This is a genomic window from Streptomyces sp. NPDC102259 (assembly GCF_044766465.1).
Taxonomy (GTDB): Bacteria; Actinomycetota; Actinomycetes; order Streptomycetales; family Streptomycetaceae; genus Streptomyces.
On sequence record NZ_JBIWMA010000037.1, the window covers coordinates 19551 to 43407 of the forward strand.

General features: G+C 69.0%; 19 protein-coding genes and 1 pseudogene. 11 read left to right on the plus strand and 9 right to left on the minus strand.

What is annotated here, in order from left to right; all coding sequences use genetic code 11:
* Nucleotides 1-3: 3 nt before the first annotated feature.
* Nucleotides 4-2043, plus strand: a complete 2040-nt coding sequence (locus ACIRPU_RS41560) for a hypothetical protein (RefSeq protein ID WP_403877579.1) — start codon at nt 4-6, stop codon at nt 2041-2043.
* 225 nt (nt 2044-2268) lie between these two features.
* Complete coding sequence (locus tag ACIRPU_RS41565; RefSeq protein ID WP_403877582.1) at nt 2269-3108, plus strand: hypothetical protein; 840 nt, start codon at nt 2269-2271, stop codon at nt 3106-3108.
* Here ACIRPU_RS41565 and ACIRPU_RS41570 read toward each other — a convergent pair.
* Complete coding sequence (locus tag ACIRPU_RS41570) at nt 3090-3488, minus strand: hypothetical protein (protein WP_403877584.1); 399 nt, start codon at nt 3486-3488, stop codon at nt 3090-3092. The two genes, ACIRPU_RS41565 and ACIRPU_RS41570, sit on opposite strands and share 19 nt — an antisense overlap.
* A 508-nt stretch (nt 3489-3996) precedes the next feature.
* On the opposite strand from ACIRPU_RS41570, the pseudogene ACIRPU_RS41575 reads away from it, so the two are divergent.
* Nucleotides 3997-4544: pseudogene (locus tag ACIRPU_RS41575) on the plus strand (IS5 family transposase); the annotation flags it as partial.
* Here the strand turns inward: ACIRPU_RS41575 and ACIRPU_RS41580 are convergent.
* Nucleotides 4529-4939 carry a VOC family protein gene (locus tag ACIRPU_RS41580; protein WP_403877587.1) on the minus strand — a complete coding sequence of 137 codons (411 nt, stop codon included), beginning with the start codon at nt 4937-4939 and terminating at the stop codon, nt 4529-4531. The pseudogene ACIRPU_RS41575 and the gene ACIRPU_RS41580 sit on opposite strands and share 16 nt — an antisense overlap.
* Before the next feature lie 132 nt (nt 4940-5071).
* Between ACIRPU_RS41580 and ACIRPU_RS41585 the strand changes: the two genes are divergently transcribed.
* The gene (locus ACIRPU_RS41585; protein ID WP_403877590.1) at nt 5072-5677 is read left to right on the plus strand and encodes a TetR/AcrR family transcriptional regulator; all 606 of its coding nucleotides are present in this window, start codon (nt 5072-5074) and stop codon (nt 5675-5677) included.
* Between the two features lie 150 nt (nt 5678-5827).
* Here the strand turns inward: ACIRPU_RS41585 and ACIRPU_RS41590 are convergent, their stop codons facing one another.
* Nucleotides 5828-6748, minus strand: coding sequence for an MBL fold metallo-hydrolase (locus ACIRPU_RS41590; RefSeq protein ID WP_403877593.1), 921 nt, complete (start codon nt 6746-6748; stop codon nt 5828-5830).
* 234 nt (nt 6749-6982) lie between these two features.
* Between ACIRPU_RS41590 and ACIRPU_RS41595 the strand changes: the two genes are divergently transcribed.
* A complete protein-coding gene (locus ACIRPU_RS41595; RefSeq protein WP_403877596.1) occupies nt 6983-7114 on the plus strand; it encodes a hypothetical protein in 132 nt (43 codons plus the stop codon).
* A gap of 27 nt (nt 7115-7141) precedes the next feature.
* Here the strand turns inward: ACIRPU_RS41595 and ACIRPU_RS41600 are convergent, their stop codons facing one another.
* Complete coding sequence (locus ACIRPU_RS41600; protein WP_403877626.1) at nt 7142-7834, minus strand: hypothetical protein; 693 nt, start codon at nt 7832-7834, stop codon at nt 7142-7144.
* 285 nt (nt 7835-8119) lie between these two features.
* Here ACIRPU_RS41600 and ACIRPU_RS41605 point away from each other — a divergent pair, with 285 nt between their 5' ends.
* Together ACIRPU_RS41605 and ACIRPU_RS41610 are read left to right on the plus strand one after the other, a co-directional pair.
* Nucleotides 8120-8305, plus strand: a complete 186-nt coding sequence (locus ACIRPU_RS41605; RefSeq protein ID WP_403877599.1) for a hypothetical protein — start codon at nt 8120-8122, stop codon at nt 8303-8305.
* 176 nt (nt 8306-8481) lie between these two features.
* Complete coding sequence (locus ACIRPU_RS41610; RefSeq protein WP_403877602.1) at nt 8482-9918, plus strand: serine/threonine-protein kinase; 1437 nt, start codon at nt 8482-8484, stop codon at nt 9916-9918.
* 121 nt (nt 9919-10039) lie between these two features.
* Here the strand turns inward: ACIRPU_RS41610 and ACIRPU_RS41615 are convergent, their stop codons facing one another.
* On the minus strand, nt 10040-10348 hold the full coding sequence (locus tag ACIRPU_RS41615) for a hypothetical protein (RefSeq protein ID WP_403877605.1): 309 nt from the start codon (nt 10346-10348) through the stop codon (nt 10040-10042).
* A gap of 288 nt (nt 10349-10636) precedes the next feature.
* On the opposite strand from ACIRPU_RS41615, the gene ACIRPU_RS41620 reads away from it, so the two are divergent.
* Complete coding sequence (locus tag ACIRPU_RS41620; protein ID WP_403877608.1) at nt 10637-11542, plus strand: hypothetical protein; 906 nt, start codon at nt 10637-10639, stop codon at nt 11540-11542.
* Between the two features lie 423 nt (nt 11543-11965).
* On the opposite strand, the gene ACIRPU_RS41625 is transcribed toward ACIRPU_RS41620, so the two are convergent.
* Nucleotides 11966-13174, minus strand: a complete 1209-nt coding sequence (locus tag ACIRPU_RS41625) for an Ig-like domain-containing protein (protein ID WP_403877629.1) — start codon at nt 13172-13174, stop codon at nt 11966-11968.
* Nucleotides 13175-14188: 1014 nt separating this feature from the next.
* Here ACIRPU_RS41625 and ACIRPU_RS41630 point away from each other — a divergent pair.
* Both ACIRPU_RS41630 and ACIRPU_RS41635 read left to right on the plus strand, forming a co-directional pair.
* Entirely contained in the window at nt 14189-15988 is a 1800-nt protein-coding gene (locus tag ACIRPU_RS41630; RefSeq protein WP_403877611.1) for a substrate-binding domain-containing protein, read from the plus strand.
* 25 nt (nt 15989-16013) lie between these two features.
* Nucleotides 16014-16868 (plus strand): hypothetical protein, encoded by an 855-nt coding sequence (locus ACIRPU_RS41635; protein WP_403877614.1) that lies wholly within the window; start codon nt 16014-16016, stop codon nt 16866-16868.
* Nucleotides 16869-17288: 420 nt separating this feature from the next.
* On the opposite strand, the gene ACIRPU_RS41640 is transcribed toward ACIRPU_RS41635, so the two are convergent.
* The 3 genes from ACIRPU_RS41640 to ACIRPU_RS41650 form a co-directional block, all read right to left on the minus strand.
* Nucleotides 17289-18335, minus strand: a complete 1047-nt coding sequence (locus ACIRPU_RS41640; RefSeq protein ID WP_403877617.1) for an FtsX-like permease family protein — start codon at nt 18333-18335, stop codon at nt 17289-17291.
* Nucleotides 18336-18633: 298 nt separating this feature from the next.
* Nucleotides 18634-19692 (minus strand): type III polyketide synthase, encoded by a 1059-nt coding sequence (locus ACIRPU_RS41645; RefSeq protein ID WP_403877632.1) that lies wholly within the window; start codon nt 19690-19692, stop codon nt 18634-18636.
* A gap of 809 nt (nt 19693-20501) precedes the next feature.
* Nucleotides 20502-21707 carry a cytochrome P450 gene (locus ACIRPU_RS41650; RefSeq protein ID WP_403877620.1) on the minus strand — a complete coding sequence of 402 codons (1206 nt, stop codon included), beginning with the start codon at nt 21705-21707 and terminating at the stop codon, nt 20502-20504.
* Between the two features lie 875 nt (nt 21708-22582).
* On the opposite strand from ACIRPU_RS41650, the gene ACIRPU_RS41655 reads away from it, so the two are divergent.
* Entirely contained in the window at nt 22583-23455 is an 873-nt protein-coding gene (locus ACIRPU_RS41655; protein WP_403877623.1) for a universal stress protein, read from the plus strand.
* Nucleotides 23456-23857 lie beyond the last annotated feature (402 nt).

Genomic DNA, 23857 nt, shown 5'->3' on the forward strand with positions numbered 1-23857 from the left:
GCCATGACCCAGGAACCCGTCGCCCAGGAGGCCCTGGCTCGCTTCGACCGGCTGCCGGCCGACGAGGCGCGACTGATCGAGGCGCTGGTCGTGCACCGGTGGTTCGACCCGGACGTCGTGGCGTACACCGCGGCCGATCTGGGAGTGGAGGTGGCGCCGGAGCGGGTGACCGGATCCCCGTTCGTCGCCCTCGACCGGGTACGGTTCGGCCTGCCCGGCGGCGAGTCCCGCCATCGGGTCAGGCCCGTCCTGGCGACGGCGCTGCATGCGCGCATGCGGGACGAGCGGCCGACGGTGTACCGCCAGGCGCACCGGATCGCGGCGGACTACTTCCACCAGCGGCTCGACCCACTGCGCACCGACCGGCTCACCTGGTACGTCCACGAGATACGGCACCTGACGGCCTGCCGTCCGGAACAGGCGACGGAACGGCTCGCGGCCTTCGCGCACGACGCCCTGATCGCCGGGTACGCCGAGGCCGCGGGCCGTGCCGCCGCCGAACTGGAGGCCGCGTCCGCAGAGCCCGACGGCCGGCGGCTGGCCGGGATAGTCCAGGTCGTCGCGGAGATCCTGTGCGGGCCCTCACGTGTCGAGCACTCCACCATCGCTGTGCTGGACGACCACCTCGCCCGCTACACCACGCCCTCCGACCCGGCGGCCGTCCGTCTCGTCCTGCTCGCCCGTGACCTGGTCGTCCACTACACGGAGCGGCCGGCTCCGGTCACCCCGCTGACCGCGCTGGTGGTTCCCGACGCCACGGCGGTGGTCGATCCGCGCGGTGTGCCGGTACTGGGCGGCGAGCTGCGGCTGCTGGAGGACGTCACCCGGCCGTCCAGGATCATCACGTCCCGCACCCAGCGTGTCTCGCTGGAGTCCAGCACCCTCGCCCATCACCAGGTCATGACCAAACTGGCCACCGAGGACCGGCCCGGGCGGACGATGGTCCTCGCGGACCTGCTGCCGCCCGGCCGCGGGGACCGACTTGACGCGCTGCGGCTGAGTGAGAGCGGCGGCCGGCCGGTGGGCGTGCTCGGAGCGAACGCGACGACGCGCGCGCTCGCTCAGGGAGTCCACCGGCTGCTGGGCCCGGGCGAGGACCCGGCCGGGAACTCCTCGCGCGCCGAGGTGTCCCGGCGGCTGGGCGCCCTCGGCTGGCACAGCGGCACCGACGAGCTCAACGACCTGCTGCTGCGCGCCCGGCAGTCGGACGACGTCGACGACTTCCTGCAACGGCGCATCGCCGACGTGATGCGTTACACGCCGGTCGTGGCCGTACTCGACGTCTACCCGGGGCTGCCCTCCGAGGTGACCTACGACTACCCGGAGGGCTGCACCACCCGGCGAATCAGCTGGGGACGGGTCGTGGTCTCGCTCACCCTCACCCTGCCCTGGGAGGTGCGCAACCGGCTGGAGTTCGTCACTCCGTCCGGGCTGGTGGCCGCCGGAGCGGAGGGCCGGTCGGAGTCGGAACTCGTCCCGGTGCACCGCGAAGGGGAGTCCTCCGCCGTGCAGCGGTTCGACGTCCGTGCGGCCCGTCCGGAGGACGGCGGCGAGGACGACGGCGAGGACGACGGCATGGTGCGTATCGAGGTCGACCTGGGCTACCGGCTGACGGACCGTGAGTTCCGGGACGTACGCATCACCGCGGCCCTCGGTATCCTCGCCGCCGCGTTCGCCCTGTTCCTGACGCTCGCCAGCACCCAGCTGCTGTCCGTGATCGGCACCATCCTCGCCTCGCTCGGCGTGCTGGTGGACGTCACCCGGGACCGCACCCACCCCGACGACCACGAGCCCCTGCACGTCCACGCCGGTAAACGGCTTCGCCGGGTCCGGCAGGTCAACGCGGCCCTGGCCATCACCGCTGTCACCGTGCCCAACGCCCAGAACCTCCTCGGAGGCCTGATCGCCTCCGGGGTGGCGCTCCTGTTCTCCCTGTTCACCCTCGTCGCCGTGATGGCCACGGCGAGAGCCGCCCGCCGCCCCCTCCCCCCGCCCGGACGCGCCGCCCTGTCGGGCCGCCGGCCCGTCGGCCCGATGGCCTGATGGCCCGGGTGCGGGCACCCGATTGTCACGCTCGCCGTGGTGGCTTCCTGTCCGCGTGCTCCTCCTTCCCGGCACCGGGACTCCCGGGGTACGACGAGGCCGTGGCCGAAGCGAGCGGGAGCACGTCGAGACCGTAACGCGGCTGGACTGTGGCCCTAGTCGCCGAGCATCAGATGCGCGGGGAAGTAGCAGTCTCCTGTGTCGTTTGCATGCCTCTGCTTGCGCATGAGCAGCAAGCAGCACCCGGTCATCGAGGACGTAGAACAGGTCGGTGCCGTCGACCGTGAGGAAGGCGGTCCCCTCCTTGAAGGCGGACCGGGCACCCGAGCTGAAGCCGTTGGCTTCGGTGGGCAGGTCGGCGAGGCTCTGGGCGGTGTTCTCCAGGAGTTCGACGAAGTCCTCGCCTCGCCGATTGGCCTGTCGGCGCGGTCCGGCGCGAGGGTGGTGGCGGGGCCGGTTGTCCAGTCGGCGGCCAGCGCTGACAGGGCGGCGCCGGAGATCGTCAGGAAGGTGCGGCGTTCCATCACTGTTCGCAGGGCCTCTCTGAGGGCGGGCACGAAGGTGTGGGGGCCGAGTGGGACGACGCCGTCGGCGCTGAGGGGCAGCCAGTTCGGCCAGTCGTCGGCACGGACGATGTCCGCGGGCCGGCCGAGGGCTGCAGCTCCGGCGCGCCTACGGGGACCTGGTGCGGCCTTTGAGTCTGTGACCTGCCGTTTCAGTGAGCCGGGCAGCGTCATCGCCGAGTGGGACATGTACTTCCAGGAGCCTTCGGCCGAAGCCCCACCGGTCGATCAGCTACTTGGGTGGGCGTGGCCAGAGTGGGTCACCGCCCCCTTGAACGATGGGGCTGAAGTGTTCGCTGTGCCGAAGCGACCGACCCAAGCACTGGCCAACGCGAACTCCGCCGAACTGGAAGAACTCGCAGGCCACTGGACCACGCGCCTCCGATCCGAGGACGCAGACGACATGACCGACGATGCCCTGCTGGCAGTCCTGCAAGGCGTTGCCCGCCTCGCAGCGTCTGCGGTGAATACGGGTGGCGGCCGCTACAGCTGGACCCGCTGACCGTCCCTCCGCGGGGGACGCTCGTTCTTGACGCCGCTGCACGCCAGGAGCTCGGTCCCGGTGGAGTCGAAGTACAGGGTGAAGAACCAAGATCGGTTTGCTGCGACGATGTTGCCGGTACGCAGTTGCTCGTCGCGGTGCCGAGCGCGGAGGATCTCAACGGTCTCGTCGAGGCCGAGGGTCGTCAGGCCGATCTTCAACGACCGCTTCAGCCTTGTCGCAGCAATGCCAAGGACCATCCACTGTGGCGGCTGTCCGTCGTAGAGCATGACCTCGCCGCCGGCGGCGATTGCGTCGCGTGCTGCCTTGCAGGCACTGGTTTGCTCTTTGAGCATCACGGTGATGTCGGGCGGACTAGGGCTCTCGTCCTCTGTGGCCATGTGGCGACTGTAGAGACCGAATGCAGGCGTTGCTACAGGATTCGGCGTGACCTGCGTAGGGCTCAGGGATAGAGGCGGTCGTGGCAGGTAGAACTGCGGACCGGCAACATGGTGGCCAATCGGTCAACACCAAACCCTGGCTGCAAGACGCCCTCGATGCCCGCGGCGCCCAAGTGAACGGGTTCGTGGTCTCTGCAGGTCGAACGGCGGCGAACTGGGCGTAGCAAGGTGCGCCGGAGGGCTCAAGTGTGACGGGTTGTGGCACTGGTGGTCTCGCCGGGCTCACGGGGATGACCTCCCGCTGCAAGGTGAGGGTGGCCGAGCGCGGTGACAGCGTCACGCGTTTTGGCTGGCTTCTGGGTTCGGCGAGTGCCTCCGTTGCTGCGGGCGGCGGTCGGATCGCCGCGACATCCATCAACTACGTTTAGTGTCTATATGATTACTTGTAGTGACTGGAGTGGTGATGGTCAGTGCCGAAGCGACCTTCCGTCGGTTGCACGAAGGGGTGCTCCGGCTGAAGGCTGCCCTCATGGGACGCTCGCGAGGCGGGCAGACCAGGAAGGTTCACCTCGCCGCTGACCGCAAGTTCCGCCCGCTGGCGTTCGTCCTGACCGCTGGACAGGCGGCCGACAGCCCACAGTTCATCCCTGTGCTGAAGAAGATCCGGGTCCGTGGGCCCGTCGGCCGCCCTCGCACCAGACCCGACGCCGTCGCTGGCGAGAAGGCCTGCTCTTCCCACGGCAACCGCGTCCACCTGCGCAAACGCGGCATCACCGCGGTCATCCCGGAGAAGAAGGACCAAGCCGCCAGCGGAGGAAGAAGGGCTCCGGGGGCGGTCGGCCTGTCGGCCACGACGTCGACCTCTACAAGGAGAGGAACACCGTCGAGCGCCTGATCAACAAGCTCAAGGCCTGGCGAGGCACCGCGACCAGGTACGACAAGACCCCGGACAGCTACCTCGCCGGCCTCCACCTACGCGCCTCGATGATCTGGGATCAAAGACCTCACCCGAGGCGCCCCTTGATCACAGCTGTCCTGCTCTATGGGCGGGCGTAAGGCCGAGTCATGACCTCCATATTGTGACCGTCCGGGTCGTCGAAGTACGCGCCGCGACCACCGAACAGATCGTTTACCCGGCCGGGGTCGGTGTGGCCGGGGTCCGCATAGTAGGTGACCCCGAGCACCTTCAGACGGGCGATCGCGGCGTCGAACTGCTCGTCAGGCACGAGGAAGGCGTAGTGCTGCGACTGGATCGGCTCGTCCCGCTTCTCGCAGTAGTCGAGCGTCACGCCGTTGCCGAGGTCAACTGGCAGGAACGGCCCAAACGGTGCGCCGACTTTCAGGCCCAGGATCGCGGCGATGAACTCGGCGGACAGATAGCGGTCGCTCGCATGGACAGCTGTGTGGTTCAGCTGGACGCCGGCATGTGGGTACGGCTGGTCGTTGGACATCAGTGGTGTGTCTCCGGTCTTGGGATCCGTTGGAAAGGCGCCGTACGCAGGCGCCGGAGCAAAGACGCGGAGAGGGGGGCGGGCCTCTGGCCCGCCTCGGGCTCACGCCGAGGCCGGGAAACCCACTCGTGCATGGCCCAAGGCCGACCCGGCAGTCACCCGACCGACCTTAGTGATCACCGCAGGCGAGGGCAACACCGTTCCTCGGCCGTGCTCCGGCCACAGTTCGAACCGCTGTCTCTGGTGATCACGACTCGATACGCGCCCTGGCTGTTTCCTGCCTGCGACCGGGTGAGTTCTGGAGGGCCCGTCAGCGCGTTGCGAGTTCGGTGCGGACCTGGGGCAGGACCTCGGTTCCGAGGAACTCGATGGCGTGGAGGAAGTCGCGCTGGGGCATATGGCACCCACGACGAGCAGCCCGGCGCCGGACTGCGCATCGATGCCGAACGCAACCGCGACCACATCCTGGCCGCCGCCCGACGCCTCTTCGCCACCGAGGGGCTCAGCGTGTCCATGGCCGCCGTCGTCCGCGAAGCAGGAGTCGGCAAAGCCACCCTCTCCCGCCGCTTCACCACCCGCGACGAACTCGTCGACGCCGTCTTCGCCGACCGCATGGACGGCTACGCAGCCGCGGTCTCCACCGCGCTGGCCGACCCCGACCCCTGGCACGGCTTCACCGGATACGTGCACACCGTGTGCGCCATGCAGGTGAGCCTGTCCGCCTCGTCCGCCACGTAGTTCAGCTGGCCGGTGTTGTCGTAGCGTCCGGGCAGGCGTGACGACGGTGTGCTGAGCCGTCCGGCGACGGCGACGGCGCCGACGATGGCGTCGTGCGTGGCGCGGACTTTCCCGACCGGACCGTGGGACGGGCCCGACTGCGCACACGGTTCACGCGAGGCCGGCGAGAGGGGCGCTCGGGTGCCAGGTGACGGGTAGGACGACGTCCACACCATGGCGGCGGGCCAGGGGCAGCAGCCGACTCATCGTGGCGTCGAGGTCGTCCAGAAAGTAGGGCATGGGCCGCAGGGGCCGGTGGAGGCCGACAAAGAAGTCGTCCCAGTGCACGAGGATGACGCGGCGGGCCCCGGTCGCGACGACCACCTCGTCCCAGTAGGTGTGCAGGAACTCGGGCGGCTGCCGGCCCAGGCTGCCGATACCCAGATAGATGACGTCGGCGTGCCGCCCTCGCAGGGCGCCGGGCCGGAAGTTCGCACTGGCGTGCAGCAGGATGCGGCCTGCCGGATGGGCGATCAGCACACTGTAGGCGGTGCCGGTCTTCCAGGCGCCGGCGCGGGCCGGGGGAACGAGGGGCTCGTCGACGGTGCCGGGACAGTGGTCCCCGGGGCTGTGCACGGAGTTCAGGAAGGTCAGGTCGAAACGGCCGTAGGAGACCGTGGACCGGTCTGCGACCACGCGCAGGGACGACTCCGGAACGCCCAGGCCGCGGCCGATGTTCGCGGTGGAGTGCGAGCCGACCAGCTCCGCGCCGGTCTCCACGGCCCACACCGGCGCATCCAGGGCGTGATCGTAGTGGGAGTGAGCGCAGACCACGGCGGCCAGATCCTCCACCTGCAGTCGGGCGATGGCGGACCGTACGAGGGAGCGGTCAGGTGCGATCTTGCCCATGGCGACGCGGAGCATCCCGGGGCGGGTGACGAACCCGTCACTGAGCACGGAGGTCTTGCCGTCCGACAGAAGCACGGAACTCGTGCCCAGGAAGTGGGCGACCAGACCGTCCTGGCCCGCTGTAACGGTCTGCTTGTAGGGCAGATAGGGGCGCAGGCTGGGACGACCGAGGGGCATTCTCATGGCGGCATCGTGACCTGTCGCCTGTGGCTGCGCACGACCGCCCCTGGTGGCCGGCCCAACCACGGCCGCTCTGCTCCGCCGCGCAGGGGGCAGCGCGACCAGGCCGACGGCTCCCGTCCGTCGCAGGTAAGGGGCGGTCCGCTCGCGTGTGGACGTCAACGTCGCAGCCCCGGCGGGCACTACGGACACGGAGACGACGAGCACCACCACGACAGTCACCGCTCTGGCCCCGGCATGGGCACCGCCATCGCGGCGGGCGAGGCCGGGCTCGCGGTCGGGGTCGTCGGCGGCATGGTCGCCGCCGAAGTCGTCGAGGAGGTCGGTGACTTCTTCGTAGGCGACGAAGAAGACGAAGACGAGAGCTGATGAGCGGGGCGAGCCGACGGCGGCCGATCAGGCGCTGACCGTGCGCAGGAAGTGATCGGCGTCTTCCGGCTCGCCCAGCCGGCCGACCTGGAGCCAGGACCCGTCGGCGAAGCGGATCCTGAAGGTGGCGAACCCGCGCGGCTGGCCCGCCTCGCCTTCGGTCCGGGCCGCATCGAGGGGGAACTCCGCGACAGACCGGAAGTCGTCGGCTCTGGTCGGCGACAACCTGCGGCGCGGGGAGGCGGCCACACAGATGCGGTCGTGCGCCAGCATGACCAGTCGCTTGGGGTTGGGCGAGTGGCCGTACCAGCGCAACAGAAGCTGGCCGGCGGTGAGGTGCCAGTCGCCGTCGAAGACGCCGTCGGCCGGATGGGCCGCGCGACCGCCCGCCGAACCTCGGTCACGGGTGGAACGCTGCGGGCCGGCGTTGTTCCGCGTCCCTGGCGTCTGCCGGTGCGGTTCCTGCCTCGCCCCCAGCATTCGGTCGATTTTCTTGCCGAGTTTGTCAATCAGGATCATCGGCACGACGACGAAGAAGAACACCGTGGCGCCCACGTACAGCAGCCAGTGATGCCCCGGCTTCAGCCGCCCCTTGCCCGCGGCACGGTGAACCTCCTTGGGCGGTACGGGAATGGGCTTGTGGATCTCGCACCAGACCAGGGCCACAGGCTCCTCGCCGAGGATCTTCCGCGCCCGTCGGTGCACCTTGCGCTTCGCCATGCCCGAAATCCTAGACAGGCAGGGCTGCGCGGCGCGCGCCGCCCACCTGGCGAGATCACCGGCATGATGCGCCGTCGTTGCAGCTCGCGCCGCACGGCTCGGGAGCCACACGCCTTGTCGCCCAGGACGCATCCGCACCCCCGTACAGCCCACCACCTCATCGGCGAGATCATCGGCGACGCCGAACGCCGCCTGGAGGTCCCCCGCGGTCAGCGCCGACTCCATCCGCACCGCCCTCGGCCTCGGCCTCGCAAGCGGCACCTGGTCGCGGACACGCTCGGTCTGGTGCTGGTCGTCCTGGTCACCGTCGCGACCGTGCACAACACCGCCGGCGGCAAACGCCTGCTCGACGACCAGAGATCGAGGGCGGTGATCCACTGGGCGATGGCCAACAAAATGTCCCGCGAACTGACCGGAGAATCCATACCAACCTGGCGAATCGAAACGGACATCCCGCGCACATCGGCGTGAACCTTGATCAGATGCTCTCCCATACCTCCCCCTCGCTCCTTGACCCGGCCCCCGCCTGGGCATGTCCGGCTGCCAAGCGCTTCGGGGGTAGCGCGGCGACTCGCGGGTACTTGCGTCCAGCGTGCCTCGGCAACGGGTGCCCGCAGGAATGGTGCTTCGACGCATGAGGAGATCGAATGAGGCTTCGCGAATCGGCTCTGGCGCTGGCCTCCCGGTGTTCCGCCGAGATCCTGGCCGGCCGCTACCGTCTGGACGCTCGCATCGGTTCGGGCGGCGCGGCAGATGTCTACCGCGGCTTCGACCTACGTCTGAGACGAGCAGTGGCGGTGAAAGTCTTCCGGCCCGGCACCGGCGTCGAATCGGAGGAGGGCTTCCGAAGCGAGGCGGTGATCCTTGCCCGATTGCAGCATCCCGGGCTGGTCACCGCCTACGACGCCGGACGGCATGACGGCCGTGCTTTCCTGGTCATGCAACTGATCGAAGGCTCCACGCTGAAAGCCCGCATCGCCGAAGGCACTCTGCCCTGCGAAGACACCGCGGCACTGGGCGCCGGCCTCGCCCAGGCCCTGGCTCACGCCCATGAAGCAGGGATCGTTCACCGTGACGTCAAACCCTCCAACATCCTTCTCGACGCGTCGGGCCGTCCCTATCTGACCGACTTCGGCATCTCCCGGCTGGTCGACGCCACCACCCGCACCGCCACAGGCACACTCGTCGGCACAGCTGCGTACCTCGCCCCCGAACAAGTACGCGGCCAATCCGTTGGTCGGCCTGCCGACATCTACGCCCTCGGACTCGTGCTTCTCGAATGCCTCACGGGCCGGCTCGAGTACGGCGGCGGCCCTCTCGAGGCCGCGATCGCCCGACTCCACCGCCAACCTGAAGTGCCCAGCACCCTGCCGAACGAACTCCTCGTCCTGCTGCGGGATATGACCGCCCTGGACGAGCAGAACCGTCCGTCGGCGCTCGACTGCGCCCGCAAACTGGCGCCCCTGGCCGACACGACCCTCTCCGCACCTGCCGCGCCCACAACGCCCGCGCCCACGGCCAATCGCACAGCCTTCGCAGCGAGTCGGGAACTGGCGCACGATGACGACGCGACGCACCTGCACGCGTTGCCCACCCCAGACCGAGCCGCTCCCAAAGCGGCTCCTGCACGCAGCAGGGTTCTGGTGGCCAGCGGAACCGTCGCGCTCGCCACCGTCATGGCCGCCGCTCTCGCCGTCACCGACGGCCTTCCGCACCGGGGAAGCGACGGGAACACGACACGGGCCGTCGTCAGCCGCCCTACCGAGAATGCCGGCCCCGAAGGCAGCTCCGCAGAAGGGAACGACGCTTCCGCAACACCCGAGGATCCACCGACCTCGGCACACGACACCTCCGACGGGCTACTCGGTGATGCCCCCTCCGTGCGAGGTGCCCGGTCCACTTCTGGCAGCGCGCGTCCGAACTCAGTCAGCGCGACAGGCACCCTTCCCAACAGCACGTCCGAGAGCGGGGTACAGGCCGGAACGAAGCCGGCGACACCCAACAAAAAATCCAGTAAGCCGGACAAGGCAGAAAAAGCCGAGTCCGGAAAAGAGAAGCAGAATAAGCCCGGCAAAACCGACTGACGGATCGTTCAGCGAGGGTCCTTTGCGTAGAAAGCGCGCCGAGAGCGCGCACCGTCGTTGGGCGGGGCGCTCACTCGAAGTGGGCCAGGGCGTACGGCGTCGCACTGCTCGAACTGGCCGGTCAGGCAGGTTCCAGGAGGTCGACGACGGAAAGCCTGGTCTCGCCGTTGACGAGGGTGAGGGCGACTTCGGCACGGGCCGCGAGGTCGAGGGGGCCGAGGTCTTCGGCATACGCGGCGTGCACGATGCGGTCCAGGCCCGCGCCGACCAGCGGTGCGGCGGTGCGCAGCGAGGCCTCTAGGACCACGCCCTGGGTGGCGCCGCCGTGCAGGACGACGTTCCGCGTGCGGTACAGCCTGCGCAGCGCGATCCGGAAGGCGTCAGCGACGTCCCCCAGCACCGGGCGGGGGTTCTGGAGCAGGTCGGCCATGCGCTGGGCAGCCGGCTGGTCGCTGTACTTCGTGGACGCGCCAGTGAAGTCAAGAGCGGAGGCACCGCTCGTGTGCAGAGCCTCGGCGACCAGGCGCTCGCGCAGGCGAGTTGGGTGCGCAGTGCGTGGTCGGCGTGAACGGGTGCGGAGAACCGGTTGTAGGGCAGTGGTCGCCGGAGCCGCATTCGGATAACGTACCAACCGGACGGTACGCCTGGATATGCTCCACGGGCCGTCGCGTGCTCGATCAACACAACGTTTCATCCGCCACTGGATGGAGAGCCGCACATGACACAGAACGTGAACCGCGACAGCCTGGCCCTTGCGCGCAAGACCTGGAGAACTCTCGAGCCTTATCACGGGGGTGTCTATTTCTCGCCCGAAGCCGCAGATGAGTACGCCGCGTTGGGCGTGGACGCCAGGACGGGATACTTCGCGTCCCGCTCCGCCGCGCTCGGCGCCGCTCCGGCGGATCTGGTCATCGCCACGTTCTACAACTTCAACCCCCAGCTGGTGCGCCGGGCCATACCCGCGGCATGGGAAGCCGCCACGCCGCAGCGGTTCGCCGCCGCCAGGCTCTCCGGGATCGATACCACGCTCCGCCGCATCCTCGGCGCGGACATCTCCTCACCGGCGCTGGCTCGAGCGGCGGAATTGGCCCGCAGCGCGGCTGAAGCGGCCGTGTGCCACCCACAAGGCCGCCCCCTGTTCGCCGCGCACGCGGCACTGCCGTGGCCGAGCACGCCCCACCTTGTGCTCTGGCACGCACAGACGCTGCTGCGGGAGTTCCGCGGCGACGGCCACGTGGCAGCACTGCTGACTGCCGGACTGAGCGGGCTCGAAGCTCTCGTCACGCACGCCGCCACAGGGGAGATCGACGCGGGGGTGCTGCGCGACTCGCGGGGTTGGACGCCGGAGCATTGGGAACAGGCCGTGCGGAACCTGCGTGAGCGTGGATGGCTCGATGACGGACCCCGCCTGGCTCTGACCGAGCACGGTGCGCGGCGCCGGGCGGAGATCGAGCAGACCACCGACAGGCTGGCCGCCCTGCCCTATGTCCATCTCGGCTCTGCCGCGGCCGCCGAACTCCGTTCGTTGATGCGGCCGTTCAGCCTCGCGGTTGCCAAGGAGCTCCTGCCGTGGGCGGTTGACCGCCTCAGCGAAGAGAGCGGACGACAGGGGAGTGGCAGGTGAGGAAGCCCAGGCGGCGGGCCCGTCGTGACGGCCTCGACGGCTTCGTTCACGTGAAGTGGCGCCGAGACTCAGCTCGCGGAGCGTGCGGACCGGCTCGACGCGGGCCACGGACTTCGGCGTCGTACAGCCGGAAGCGGCTTGAGAAGCGGGCCACAGGCGGCAATGCTCCCTCGTGCGACCACTCGCGCACCGCACCGCGCGTATGCCGGATGGGCGAGATCTCGGCCCCCAGCCGCTGGAGTCTCCAGCGCGAGGTGAGGGAACCCGGCAGAGCTCTGGAGAACCCGCGGGATGTCGCACCGAGGCCCTGCCGATCTTGCCCCGACCGATGTGCGACGAGCCGTGGGTTCCCGTGGTCCTTGCACTTGTGTCGCCGCCGTCTGGCGGAAGGCATGCCGGTTCGGCTGGTGGAGTGGCGTGAGGTCAGGTGGTCGGACCGCCCGCGACCCACTCGCTCCACGGCATGTTCCAGTCGCTGAATCCGTTGTCCGGCGCCAACGTCGTCTTGTCCGTGGAGTTCTTGACGATCACGACGTCACCGGTCATCGAGTGGTCGAAGAACCACGCGGCGGGTCGGCTGCCATCGCCGCCGCCCCTGACATCCTCCAGGCCTACGCAGCCGTGGCTGGTGTTGACCTTGCCGAAGACCGAGTCGGTACCCCAGTAGTTGCCGTGGATGAACGTGCCCGAGTCGGTCAGGCGCATGGCGTGCGGCACGGCCTTGATGTCGTACGAGGGCTTGCCGTCCTTCTCCGTGAGGCCGACGCTCGCACCGTTCATGTGGATGTGCTTGAACTTCTCGGAGATCACCATCTGGCCGTTGTACGTGGGGTGCTCGAGGCTGCCTGACGAGATCGGAATGGTCTTGATCGTCTTGCCGTCCCGGACGACGGTCATCTGTTTCGTCTTCGCGTCCACGGTGCTGATCTGGCTTCGGCCGATCTTGAACGTGACCGTCCTCTGGAGGCCGTGGCGGTTGAGCGAAACGGTGACGGTGGAGCCGGACTTCCAGTACTTCTCGGGGCGGAAGTCCAGGCGGTGGTCGTTGAACCAGTGACCGACGACCCTCTGGCCGCTGCTGGAGCTGACCTGGATCTCCGACTCCACGGCGGCCTTGTCGCTGATCGCCGTGTTGAAGTTGACCGACACCGGCATGCCCACGCCGACGGTCGAGCCGTTCATGGGGGAGAGGTGCCCGATGAAGTCGTTTGCCGGGGAGACCGTGGTGATCGTGGCGTTACCGGTGGCGGAGCGGCCCTTGGCGTCCGCGGCCTCTGCGGCGATCTGGTACTTGGTGGCACGCTCCAGTCGGCCGTTCGGCTTCCAGTCGGTGCCGTCCGCGGACAAGGTGCCCGGGATCTCGGCGCCGGTCGCGACAGCGGTCATGGTCACCTTGGTGAGCTTGCCGTTACTGACGGCTACACCGACTGGGCCGTTGATCCCGACGTTGTAGGCGCCTTGTCCGGGCGTGATCTCTATTCGGGCGTCGGAGGCTTCCTGAGTGCCCGCCCTTTTTGCCGGCACCTGCGAGGTCGGTTGGTTCCCGGCATCGTTGCCGCCGGTGGCAGCGCTACTTGTGCCGCCCAGAGCCGTGACTGCGAGTACACCCCCGAGCACTCCGGCCGTAACCATCTTCCCGGTGCGTCGTCTGTCGAGCGTGATCAAGCGCTTCTCCCTGTCGCTGGTCTGGGCATCCCTGTGTTGATCGCCGAAAGAGCGCAACTATGAGTAAACCTACTTATAGGCAGATCCCTGCCCGTAAAAGGGTGAAATGTGATGAAAGCCATGAAGTGTCGAGCGTCGCTTCATCGATGCGAAGGCCGCGCCTGGGCCCGCGGGGCCGCGCCTGCGGGGATGCTCCGACCTTAGCTGCCGAGCAGCGCCGGGCCCAGAAGTCGGCCCCGCGCCCGCGGGGCCGCTCCGACGGTCGTCTCTCGCCGATTGCGCCTGACGGAAGGTGGTCTCGGACTGCTCTTGGTCGAGGAGTCGGCGGCCGGATGGGCTGTCCGGCCGACCGCGACCGGCAAGGAAGTGATCCCGGGGTGTGATGATCGCCTGACGGCAGCTCGAGCGCAGGGGCGAGGTGGTGGTCCTTGAGGCCACCTCGGACTACGGCCGGCACCTCTGCTACACGCAGCAGGTCCCCAGCCGGGATGCGGCCGGGGTGCGCACGCGGGCCAGCAGGAACCGCTTGCCCAGGTCCCCGCAGCCCCCAGATAGATGACTTTGTCCTTCACGTCCTGCCTGGCCACCGCCGCGTCCCCTCCCACACAAACCGAGCGGACGGGGCTGCGCGCCGCGCAGGAACAGGCGGACGCCGTGGTCATCGACTCCGCGGGCGGCGTGCGCGGGGTGCGCCTGCCGGGCGATCTGGACGTCACCTTGGTCATTCCGTCGGAGAAGACCGTGTGGGGTGCTCGGCCGTGGACCGAGCACCGTACGGTGGACCACCGGCCACACCCCACCCCCAACCGCGCACCCACAGAGCGCAAGGGTCAACAGGTGCAACCGGCATGGCAGTTCGTGCGTCAGTCATCGGCAGGACGGGTAAACCGGCGCCTACGACAGGTGTTCGTGGGGCGGACAGTTCGCCTGTCCGCCTCAGCCGTCCCACCTGACGGGTCGTGAGTGATTCAGGGGGGAAGCATGAACAGACGCACGGGTGAACAAGGGCCGCGCAGGCTGCCGTTACTGGTGGCCACCGCCATGGGACTGGTGGCGATACTCGCCACGTTTCTGGTGACCAGGGAGGTCTCCGGCGGCTCCGGACCGGACTGCGGCGTTCGTCTGGAGGTGAATTCCTCCACGGAGAAAGGCGATCTGCTCGGAGAACTGGCGCAGAAGTACAACGCCTCGGGGCGCGAGCTGGCGGACGGCAAGTGTGCCCGGGTGACGGTGTCAGAGACGAGCTCGGGCGTCGCCATGGACGCGCTTGCGCAGGGCTGGGACGAGAAGCGCGACGGCGCGCCCGAGCCGCAGGCGTGGACGCCGACCTCCTCGCTGTGGCTGACGCTGCTCACCGAGAAGGGCACCACGTCGGACCGTACCGTCCTCACCGGCGACAAGCCTGTCTCCCTCGCCACCAGCCCGCTGGCCATCGCAATGCCCCGGCCCATGGCCGAGGCGGTGGGCTGGCCGGAGAAGAAGATCGGCTGGCGGGACATCCTGTCGCTGACCGAGAAGGGCTGGGGCTCGCTCGGCCACCCCGAGTGGGGCCGCTTCTCCCTGGGCAAGGACAACCCGCACACCTCCACCTCGGGCCTCGCGGCGACCGTGGCCGCGTTCTACGCCGCCACCGGCCGATCGAGCGATCTCACCCTGGACCAGGTCACGGACCCGAAGTCCCGGGCCTTCGTGTCGGGAGTCGAAGCCGGTGTGCTCCACTACGCCTCCGACGCGACCGCGTACATGGCCAATCTTGCGGAGGCGGACGCGAAGGGCCAGGCACTTTCGTATGCCAGCGCCGTCACCGTCCAGGAGCAGCTGATCCACCTGTACAACCAAGGCAGCCCCACCGGCGACGTGAAACTCCTCGGCAAGGGCAAGAAGCCGAAGGTGCCGCTGGTGGCCGTGCACCCGGACGACGGCACTCTCATGCTCGACCACCCCTTCGTCGTACTGCCCTCGGCGAGCAGGGAACAGCGTGCGGCAGCCGCGGACTTCAGCGCCTTCCTCCTTGAAGCCGCCCAGCAGCGCCGCTTCCAGCAGCTCGGCTTCCGCGACCACGAGGGCAACGCGGGGCGCGAACTGGCGGCCTCGGTGGGCCTGCCCGACGAGGGGAAGCGGAAGCTGTCCCTCATCGACCCGCCCTCCGCGCAGGTACTCGGCGCGATCCTCGACAGCTGGGACGAACTGCGCAAGAAGGCGAGGGTTCTGCTGGTGATGGATGTCTCCGGCTCCATGAACCAGTCCGCCGGAGGCGGGCAGAGCCGGATGGAGGCCGCCAAGAAGGCCGCCGTGGCCGCGCTCGGCCTGTATCACCCGGACGACGAGGTCGGCCTGTGGGCCTTCTCCACCGAGACCGCCGACCACCGCGAGCCCTACCGGGAGATCCTGCCACCCCGACCCATCAAGGCTGGCAAGAGCCAACTCGTCACGTCCATCAACGGCTTGAGCGCCGAAGGCGGCACCGCCCTGTACACCACGGTGCGCGCCGCCCAACAGGCCGCCCTTTCCGGACTCGACGCCGATCGGATCAACGCCGTGGTCGTCCTGACCGACGGCAAGAACGAATACCCGGCCGACAACGATCTCGACGCCCTGTTGCGCGATATCGACGCCACCCAACTGGAGCGCTCGGTACGCGTGTTCACCGTCGCGTTCAGCGACCAGGCCGACTTCGACACCCTCAGTGAGATCTCCGCAGCCACCAAGGCCACCTCGTACGACGCCCGTGATCCCGCCGTCATCGACAAGGTGATGGTCTCCGTCATCAGCAACTTCTAGCCATCCAAAAGGAGTTGAGCACCCGATGAACGGCAGGTATCTCCCACCCGCCGCGGCCACGCTCCTGGGCGCGGCGGGCGCCGCGGCAGCCGGCCTGGCGGGAGCCGGGCTCGCGGCGGCCCTGCCCGCGGGCGCCGCCATCGGTCTTCTGGTCTGGACGGCCCACACCGTCACCGACCGGCTGACCCGCCGGCCCGGCACCGAGGCCGGGCGATCGACCGCGTCCGCGGGGCCCGGCCCCGCACGGCCCGCGTGGCGTGGTTCCGGCTCCGAGCGGCCTGAGCCCCCTCCCGACGCCAGGCTGTGGCTGGAGCGCGCCTCGGCCGCCGTCGGCAGGCTCGACCGCCACCGGAGCGACAGCACCACCGCCACCCTGACCGAGGCGCTGACCGCGGCCGTCGCCTTCGTAGGGTCCGCGGCCGACCAACTCCATGCCCGTGCCGAGGCCGTCCGCGTCATCGACGCCACCACCGCGGGCACCGACCACCAGGCGCTACGTGACGAGCAGGGCAGGCTGGAGAAGGAGGCTCGGGCCTCGCAGGGAGCGATGCGAGAGGCCAAGGAGGCGTCCGCCCACGCGATCGGTGAACGCGCCGCCTCCCTGCAACGCCTGGCGGAGCTGCGTGAACTCCTCATGGCTACGCTGGAATCGACCGTGCTGCGCCTGGAGGCCGCCGCCGAACGCGGTTCCCTGCTGGTCTCGCTCCATGCGGTCGGTGACGTCACCACGGACGCCCCGGACCTCACCTCCCTCGAACACGAACTGGAGGCCGTGCAGGCCGGGCTCGACAGACTCGACGAGATCAGCCGCTCACTCCACGACCCCGGACGGTCCGACCCCGGCCCGGCCGTCGGGGAGCCGCATGACCTGCAAGAGTAGGACTGGCCTTCTGTCGGCGGTGACGATCTGGTATCTGATCGTCACAACCGCCGCGCTGTTCGTCGGGGGAGGGGGGCGTGGCGTGGCGCCATACTGGGGCTGGTCTCCGTCCTCACCGGACTCGCTTCGCTGGTCATGGCGCTCACGATTCCCGCCGACTGGGACTTCGGATCGCGCACTGCGAGCTTCAAGGAGCGGCTGACCGCGGCGCCCCTGTCCACGGCCGCTGCTCCGCTCGTCGCGGGTCCCTCTACGACGACGCATCCTCCTGTCGCCATGATCAACCGGCCGACGCCCGCAGATCAGCGCCAGAGCCGTTCCTCGTACCTTCCGTGCCTGACAATCGCGGGCCGGAACAAGCGCGACCGCCCACTGCCCTCGCCGCAGCAGGGGAATCGCCGCCGCGGGCGGTCGCGCCCTTCATTCCCCGGCCAGCAGGTGGGCCGGTGAGGTGCGGTGCAGCGTCCGGACACCGAGCGCGAGGACCCCGCAGACCAGGCCGATGCCCGCCAGCGTGGACAGCAGCGCTGCTCCGGTCATCGTCAGGAACCTTCCGTCCCAGAGCCCTCGGCCCACCGCGAGGACGGTGGTCAGGCCCACGACAGAGCCCGTAAGGCCGCCCAGCAGGGCCAGCCCAATCCCCTCGTACAGCGCGAAGCGGCCGAGTTCGCGCCTCGACCAGCCGGAAGCGCTCAGCACGGCGAGATCGGCGGCCCGTTCGCGCAGGGAGAGGAGCAGGACATCCACGGCGCCGGCGGCACCGAGCAGCAAGGTCAGGGCCACGCTGACGTAGTCGGCCGTACGGGCCTGCGCGACGACCGCGTTGCCCAGCAACGAGCCCGCGACCTCGCCCTGGAAAGCGAGCGTCAGGGTGAGCAGCACGGTGAACGCGGCGACGCCGAGGGCGAGTCCGGCCGCGCCCAATACCGTCCGGCCGGGCACGCGCAGCAGGTTGTTCAGCGCGAGGCCGGCGAGGGAACGGGCGGTGGCTGCGCGGCGGGCGCCGGTGACCGGGGGAGTGACGGCGTCGAGCGGCTGGACGCGGGTGGCCCGCCAGGCAGGCGGCAGTCCGGCGCTCAGCGCGAGCAGCAGAGCGATCGGCAGCACGGCAGCCGCCTTGGCCGCGGAGACGGGCAGTTCGAGCGAGGCTCCCAGGCCGTAGGCGAGAAGGGCGCCCAGCGTGCCGGCACCGAATCCGATCAACGCCAGCTCACCGAGGATGAGCCGGAGGATCTCCGGAGCACTCCAACCGACGCAGCGCAGGGTTCCGATCTCGGTGCGACGGGACCGTACGGACGCCAGGGCGGCCTGTCCGATGAACAGTGCGCAGACCACCAGGACGAGTGCGAACAGGACGGCGCTCTTGCCGTCCACGGCTTTGAGGATCCGCAGGGCGACGCCCTTGGCGACCCAGTACTCGGTGACCTTCACGCCGTTCGGCAGCGCGACCACCCCTGGCTGCCTCAACCAGCTTCGGTGGCATCGGTGTTCAGCTGGTCAAGTCCAACGCCTGCAGCCTCGGCCACAGCGACAGCAAGCCTGCCTATGTGGCAACTTGCGAATGTCGTACGCACGCGGCACGCCGCCCGCCCCTTCGAAGCCCACGAGCAAGGCAAAGGAGCAGCAACTGTGCGACATCTCTGCCCGAGGCCCCGGGCGAGGTCTGCTTCCGCGACAGCGGCCGCCGCGCCCAGGGCCTGGGAACCGAGTTCACCGACCTGGAACAGTGACCCGGTCCCCATCGTCGAGACAGCATGGCGGTGCGTCAGGATTCGGACTCCACGGTCCAGGTGCCCAGGGCGATCTCGGCAGTGATGCCGGGCCCGAAGCCGGCCATCAGGCCGCGGTGGCCATCAAGGGCTGATGCTTCGTCGAACATACGGGCCAAGGCGTCGAGTACCACCGCGCTGGCTATGTTTCCGTACTCGGTGAGCGTGGCGCGGCTGAAGCGGAACGCCTCGGGTGGCACGTCGAGGAAGAGGCTCAGGTCGTCCAGGATGCGCGGACCGCCCGCGTGGATGATGTAGAAGTCCATCTTGCTGGCGTTCCATTGGTGCTGTTCCGCGACAGCCTGCAGCGCCGGGGCGAGTGGCTCCATGGTCCCGGGCACGCGCTTGTCGAGCTGGAAGTGGAAACCTGTGGACCTGACCGCGTAGGAGATCCAGTCCTCGGTGCTCGGGATGATGTACGAGCCGTTGCGTTCCAGGCGGACTCCGGTGCCACCGTTGCCCCGGACCACGGCCGCGGCGATTCCGTCGCCGAACAGGCCGTTGGACAGCAGCGATCCCACGCCGAGATCGGTGGGCTGGTAACACAGCGAGCAGAACTCGCAGGCGACGACGAGCACGTTGGCGTCGGGGTACGCCGTGCAGAAGTCGTGTGCCCGGTTGATGGCCGCGCCGCCTGCTGCGCAGCCGAGTTGCGCGATCGGCATCTGCCGTGTCTGCGGCCGGAACCCCATCTCGCCGATGAGCCATGCGGTCGGCGGGGGCATCATGAAGCCGGTGCAGGAGACGTAGATGATCATGTCGATCTGCTGCGGCTCCAGTTCCGCCTGGTCGAGCGCCCGGCGCACCACGTCCGGAACGCGGGCCTTGGTGTGCGCCTCGTAGGTGGTGCTGCGGGCGTCGAAGCCCGGGTGCTGCAGCACCTTCTCGATCGGCTGGATCAGATGCCGCTTCTGCACGCCGGTGTGCTCGATCAGGCTGAGGATCAGATCGAGCTGCGGATGGTCGCCGTGCAACCGTTGCGCCAGCTCGAGGGTTTCTTCGTTGGTGATGACGTACTCGGGTACCTGGATCGCAGGCTTGCAGAGAACCGCCATGGAATGCCTCCCGCGGATGTGGTCCACATAGTCGGGCCCTGGCCGGATGCGGGCTATTCGTCTTCCGGCGGCAGTCACCCGGGATCCGTCGCGCGGAAACGGTGCGAACAGACCTGTTGGGTTCCGGCGCCGGTTTCGATGCCCCTGGCACGGGCGCGGTCGGGGCAGATGTCGAAGAATTAACTTCTCCCCGTTTGGGCGGAAATCGACCGCCACGGCTTGATCAGCCGTCCGACTCACGCTACGACGGGAGGGTGAGCGTCGCACGTCGAGCGAGAAGCACAACGGGACGCTCCGGATCATTGCAGGCCGTCTCCTGACCGGCGCCTCGGTGACAGCCGTGTTCTCGGCCGTGGCGAGGCGGTGAGGACGCTCGCGTATTTCGGGTCGGCGCCACGTCGCTGTTTTGCCTGATTTTTCCCAGGGGTGACTTCACGTAATTCCCCAAGGCTCTGGTTCGGTGGAGGAGCGGCTCCGTCCTTCGTCCGGCGGGGGCTGGTGGCCGAAGACCACACAGAAGCGGCCGCCGGGGGCCGACCCGGGCCGCGGGCCGGCCCGGGCCGAGGGTCGGCCCGGGCCGAGGGTCGGCCGCCGCGAGGCCCGCGATGACCAGGTCCCCCGATCCCGAATTCCGCCGTGCCCGTCACGAATCAGGAGGATCAGGGATCAGGTTCTATGTGACCGTTGAACCACCCTTGATCGCCGGCAGGCGGGCGATTCACACCCGGAGCCGAGCACTGCGCCCCGCCGCGGGGCCCGGCGGTGCGGGGCGCAGTGCCGCTGGCGCTGGCGCCAGCCGGGCGCCGCGGTCACCAGATGACAGGCAACGCGAGCGGATAGCGCCAGATCGACGTTCTGTTCCAGCGCACGTCCTCGGCCGGCTTCGCGAGCTGCAGGTCGGGGAAGCGCTCCAGAAGGGTTCCGAGTGCGACTTGCAGTTCTGTGGTGGCGAGCGGAGCGCCGAGACAGTGATGCCCACCCCAGCCGAAGGTCATGTGAGACGGACCAGTGCGTTCCAGATCCAGCTCATCAGGACGGTCGAACTTCCGTCCGTCACGGTTGGCCGTCAAATAGGAGACGTGCACGATGTCCCCCGCGCGGATCGTCACCCCACTCAGTTCCACGTCTTCGGTGGCGACGCGGGGGATGCCGACGCCTTTGCGGAAGGGGATGAAGCGCAACAGTTCCTCGATGGCCTGCGGGAGCATCCCAGGGTCGGAGCGCAGCATGGCGAGCTCCTTGGGACGGGTGAGCAGGGCGTAGGCGATGTTCCCGATCTGGTAGGTGGTGGTGTCCTGGCCGGTGATGAGCAGGACCATGGCCATAACTGCCAGTTCCTGGTCGTTGAGAATCTCATCTCCGTCACGAGCCGCGGCCAGAGCGCTGATCAGGTCCTCGCCGGGGTTCTCACGCCGGTGTGCCGTCAACCTCTCGAAGTAGGCACGCAGGTCGGCTTTGGCCTGTACGGCGTTGTCCCGGTTGTCGACGGCGGTGTCCATCATGGTCCGGGCGTGGGACCGCAGTTGGGCGCGATCGGCCTCGGGGATGTCGAGGACCTCGCAGATGGTGGCCAGGGGCAGGGGGTCCGCCAGGTGCTCGGTGAGGTCTGCGGGAGAACCGTGCTCCTCCATCCGGTCCAGCAGCTCGTCCACGACATGCTGGGTGCGGACCCGCATGCGTTCCATGTGGCGGGGCGCGAAGCCTTTGGAGACCAGGCTGCGCAGGCGGCTGCTGCCCGGTGGGTCCATCACGTTGATCGCCTCGTCCTGAACGATGGGTTCAGGGGTCATGCGCGGAAAATTCCGGCCGATGACGGCGCTGCGGCTGAAACGCCGATCGGTCGTCACCGTGCGCACGTCGTCGTAGCCTGTGACGAGCCAGGCTTCGCCGTCGCCGTGGGGCAGCCGGATGCGGGAGACGGGCTCTTCGGTCATCAAGTGCTTGAGCACGGGGTCGAACTCGAGCGCCTCGGCGTAGTCGAACGGACAGTTTCTGGGGACGGCGACTGGTTCCATGCGAGGCTCCGATGGGGGTCTGGGGAGTAGCTCGAAGATGCCCGGGGGCCCGGACGGGACATGGGTGCCCGATCACCCGCAGAGGCACTCCCTCCACCGGCCAATCGGCCTAAAGGTGTGAGAAGCCGTGTCGCAACCGAACGTGATCCCTTGAATTCTGCTGGTCAGGCAGGGCGCAGCGCGCCTACGTCTGGAGCGCGGAGCGCTGGAGGTGACCGTGCCGCCGTCCGACCGCTCACCGATCGACATCCGACTGCCGGACCGGGCGGTCAGCGTGCAACCGGGCGACACCTGTCGCCTCGTTCTTCCGGAGCGGGGGCGGGCGTCAGAGAGAAGGGCCTGACGGCCCCGGAGGGGACCGGGCAGCCTCTGCCCCCGCCCGGGCCGTAGCGCGAGGCTAACCGGACCAACCACAGGCTGCACCTGGTACACGCCTGGGAACGGCACCCCCGCCAGCGGGAGCGCCAGATCGCGGGTGTCGCCCGACGGCATCTGGCTCGGCGTTCGCCGCGCCGGACGTACGTCTCAGTGAGTTCGCGCCCTTGGGCGCATCAGCGCCGCGCCTCGACGGCGGACCGGATGTGTACGGCGAACCTTCTGCGTCCATGAGTCGGCCTCCAGCCACTCGCCGGCCGACCCCCACCACCTTCCACCACCGTCGACCGACGAGGGGTTCGGTGCAGGGGCCGAAGGCCCCCGGGGCTCGGTATCCGGCCCCGGTTCCACATGCGGTGCGGAGGCGATTGGGGTACTTCTCGAAGGAGGGAAGCACCTTGTTCGGCATATCGGCGGTTGCCGGAGCGTGTCCGCCGTCGGGCTCGTTCACCGTGATCGACCGTCGTGTCCCGCGTCGTAACGAGAGAGAGGCCGCCGCCATGGAATCGGTCGTCACCGTGGGCCTCGATGGCTCACCCGCAAGTCTCGCCGCCGCCCGCTGGGCCGCCGACGAGGCCGACAAGCGCAGGCTCACGCTGCGTCTGCTGCATGCGTGGCCCCTGCTGACGCCGGAGCCCGCGCACGCCTCGTCCGAGGTCGATCAGAACTACTGGGCGAAGCGTCTTGTACACACGGCGCGGGCCGAGGCGCAGGCCCGTCACCCGGGCCTGACCGTTGTGGGGAGTCTTGTGGCCCGTGACGCGCAGGAGGCTTTGCTCGAGGCGGCGTCGGAGTCGGAGATGACGGTGCTCGGCTCCCACGGGCTGGGGACCGTGGAGAGCTACTTCCTGGGCGACGTCAGTATGCCGGTCGTGGCACGGGCGGAGCGGCCGGTGGTACTCGTGCGCGCCGAGGCACGGGATGTGGGAGCGGATCCGGCGCCCGCCGGCCGTGTGGTCGTGGCGCTGAAGTTGAACGGATCCAGTGACCGACTGCTTGATTTCGCGTTCCGTTCAGCAGCGGCCCGGGAGGTTGCGCTGATGGCTGTGCACGGCCGAAGCGTGCCGTTCCACGCGCGTCTTCCCTGGGGAGTGGATCACGACGTGGCCGAGGAGCTGACGCGGGACGCACAGCAGGAGCTGAGCAAGGTGCTGCGGCCCTGGAGCGAGAAGTACCCGCAGGTGGAAGTGGCCGACAGCATCCGTCTCGTGAACCCCGCCAAGGCCGGCGTCCAGGCCTCCGAGGGGGCCGGGCTGCTGGTCGTGGGCCGACGACGCGCGCACCGGCAGGGTGGGACACCCCACCTCGGTCCGGTCGCCCATGCCGCCATCCACCACGGACGCTGTCCTGTTGCCGTCGTCTCCCATGACTGAGCCAGGCCACCAGGGGAGACAGTCGCCGCGCGCGGAGGTGTGCGAGACCCATACCGCGGTCCTGTTCTTTGCCGGGGAACACGCCTACAGGGTCAAGAAGCCCGTGGACCTGGGATTCCTGATCCGAGCCGGAGCACCACCTGGATGAATCCCATCGCCGGCTGCGGGTCGCACAGGTTCAATCGGAGTTCGGGTCATTCGAGGGCCTGGAAGGTGAGGGGTGGCGGCCTCGGCCCAGGCGTGGACCGGGGTGCGAGCGCCCCCGGCTGTCACGTGGTGGGTTGTGGTTGTGGCTCGTTCTCGGTTTGTGTTCCGTTTGTTGGGGGTTGGTTGTCGGGTGGGGTTTTGACGGATTTGAGGAGGAGTTGGGAGACGTCGAGGACTTGGATGGTGTCTTTGGCT

What these genes read in the sequence shown, in the direction of transcription:
- ACIRPU_RS41560 (WP_403877579.1), top strand. Translation starts at nt 4, where the DNA reads ATGACCCAGGAACCCGTCGCCCAGGAGGCCCTGGCTCGCTTCGACCGG.
- ACIRPU_RS41565 (WP_403877582.1), top strand. Translation starts at nt 2,269, where the DNA reads ATGAGCAGCAAGCAGCACCCGGTCATCGAGGACGTAGAACAGGTCGGT.
- ACIRPU_RS41570 (WP_403877584.1), bottom strand. Translation starts at nt 3,488, where the DNA reads ATGGCCACAGAGGACGAGAGCCCTAGTCCGCCCGACATCACCGTGATG.
- ACIRPU_RS41580 (WP_403877587.1), bottom strand. Translation starts at nt 4,939, where the DNA reads ATGTCCAACGACCAGCCGTACCCACATGCCGGCGTCCAGCTGAACCAC.
- ACIRPU_RS41585 (WP_403877590.1), top strand. Translation starts at nt 5,072, where the DNA reads ATGGCCCAAGGCCGACCCGGCAGTCACCCGACCGACCTTAGTGATCAC.
- ACIRPU_RS41590 (WP_403877593.1), bottom strand. Translation starts at nt 6,748, where the DNA reads ATGAGAATGCCCCTCGGTCGTCCCAGCCTGCGCCCCTATCTGCCCTAC.
- ACIRPU_RS41595 (WP_403877596.1), top strand. Translation starts at nt 6,983, where the DNA reads ATGGGCACCGCCATCGCGGCGGGCGAGGCCGGGCTCGCGGTCGGGGTC.
- ACIRPU_RS41600 (WP_403877626.1), bottom strand. Translation starts at nt 7,834, where the DNA reads ATGGCGAAGCGCAAGGTGCACCGACGGGCGCGGAAGATCCTCGGCGAG.
- ACIRPU_RS41610 (WP_403877602.1), top strand. Translation starts at nt 8,482, where the DNA reads ATGAGGCTTCGCGAATCGGCTCTGGCGCTGGCCTCCCGGTGTTCCGCC.
- ACIRPU_RS41615 (WP_403877605.1), bottom strand. Translation starts at nt 10,348, where the DNA reads ATGGCCGACCTGCTCCAGAACCCCCGCCCGGTGCTGGGGGACGTCGCT.
- ACIRPU_RS41620 (WP_403877608.1), top strand. Translation starts at nt 10,637, where the DNA reads ATGACACAGAACGTGAACCGCGACAGCCTGGCCCTTGCGCGCAAGACC.
- ACIRPU_RS41625 (WP_403877629.1), bottom strand. Translation starts at nt 13,174, where the DNA reads ATGGTTACGGCCGGAGTGCTCGGGGGTGTACTCGCAGTCACGGCTCTG.
- ACIRPU_RS41630 (WP_403877611.1), top strand. Translation starts at nt 14,189, where the DNA reads ATGAACAGACGCACGGGTGAACAAGGGCCGCGCAGGCTGCCGTTACTG.
- ACIRPU_RS41635 (WP_403877614.1), top strand. Translation starts at nt 16,014, where the DNA reads ATGAACGGCAGGTATCTCCCACCCGCCGCGGCCACGCTCCTGGGCGCG.
- ACIRPU_RS41645 (WP_403877632.1), bottom strand. Translation starts at nt 19,692, where the DNA reads ATGGCGGTTCTCTGCAAGCCTGCGATCCAGGTACCCGAGTACGTCATC.
- ACIRPU_RS41650 (WP_403877620.1), bottom strand. Translation starts at nt 21,707, where the DNA reads ATGGAACCAGTCGCCGTCCCCAGAAACTGTCCGTTCGACTACGCCGAG.
- ACIRPU_RS41655 (WP_403877623.1), top strand. Translation starts at nt 22,583, where the DNA reads ATGGAATCGGTCGTCACCGTGGGCCTCGATGGCTCACCCGCAAGTCTC.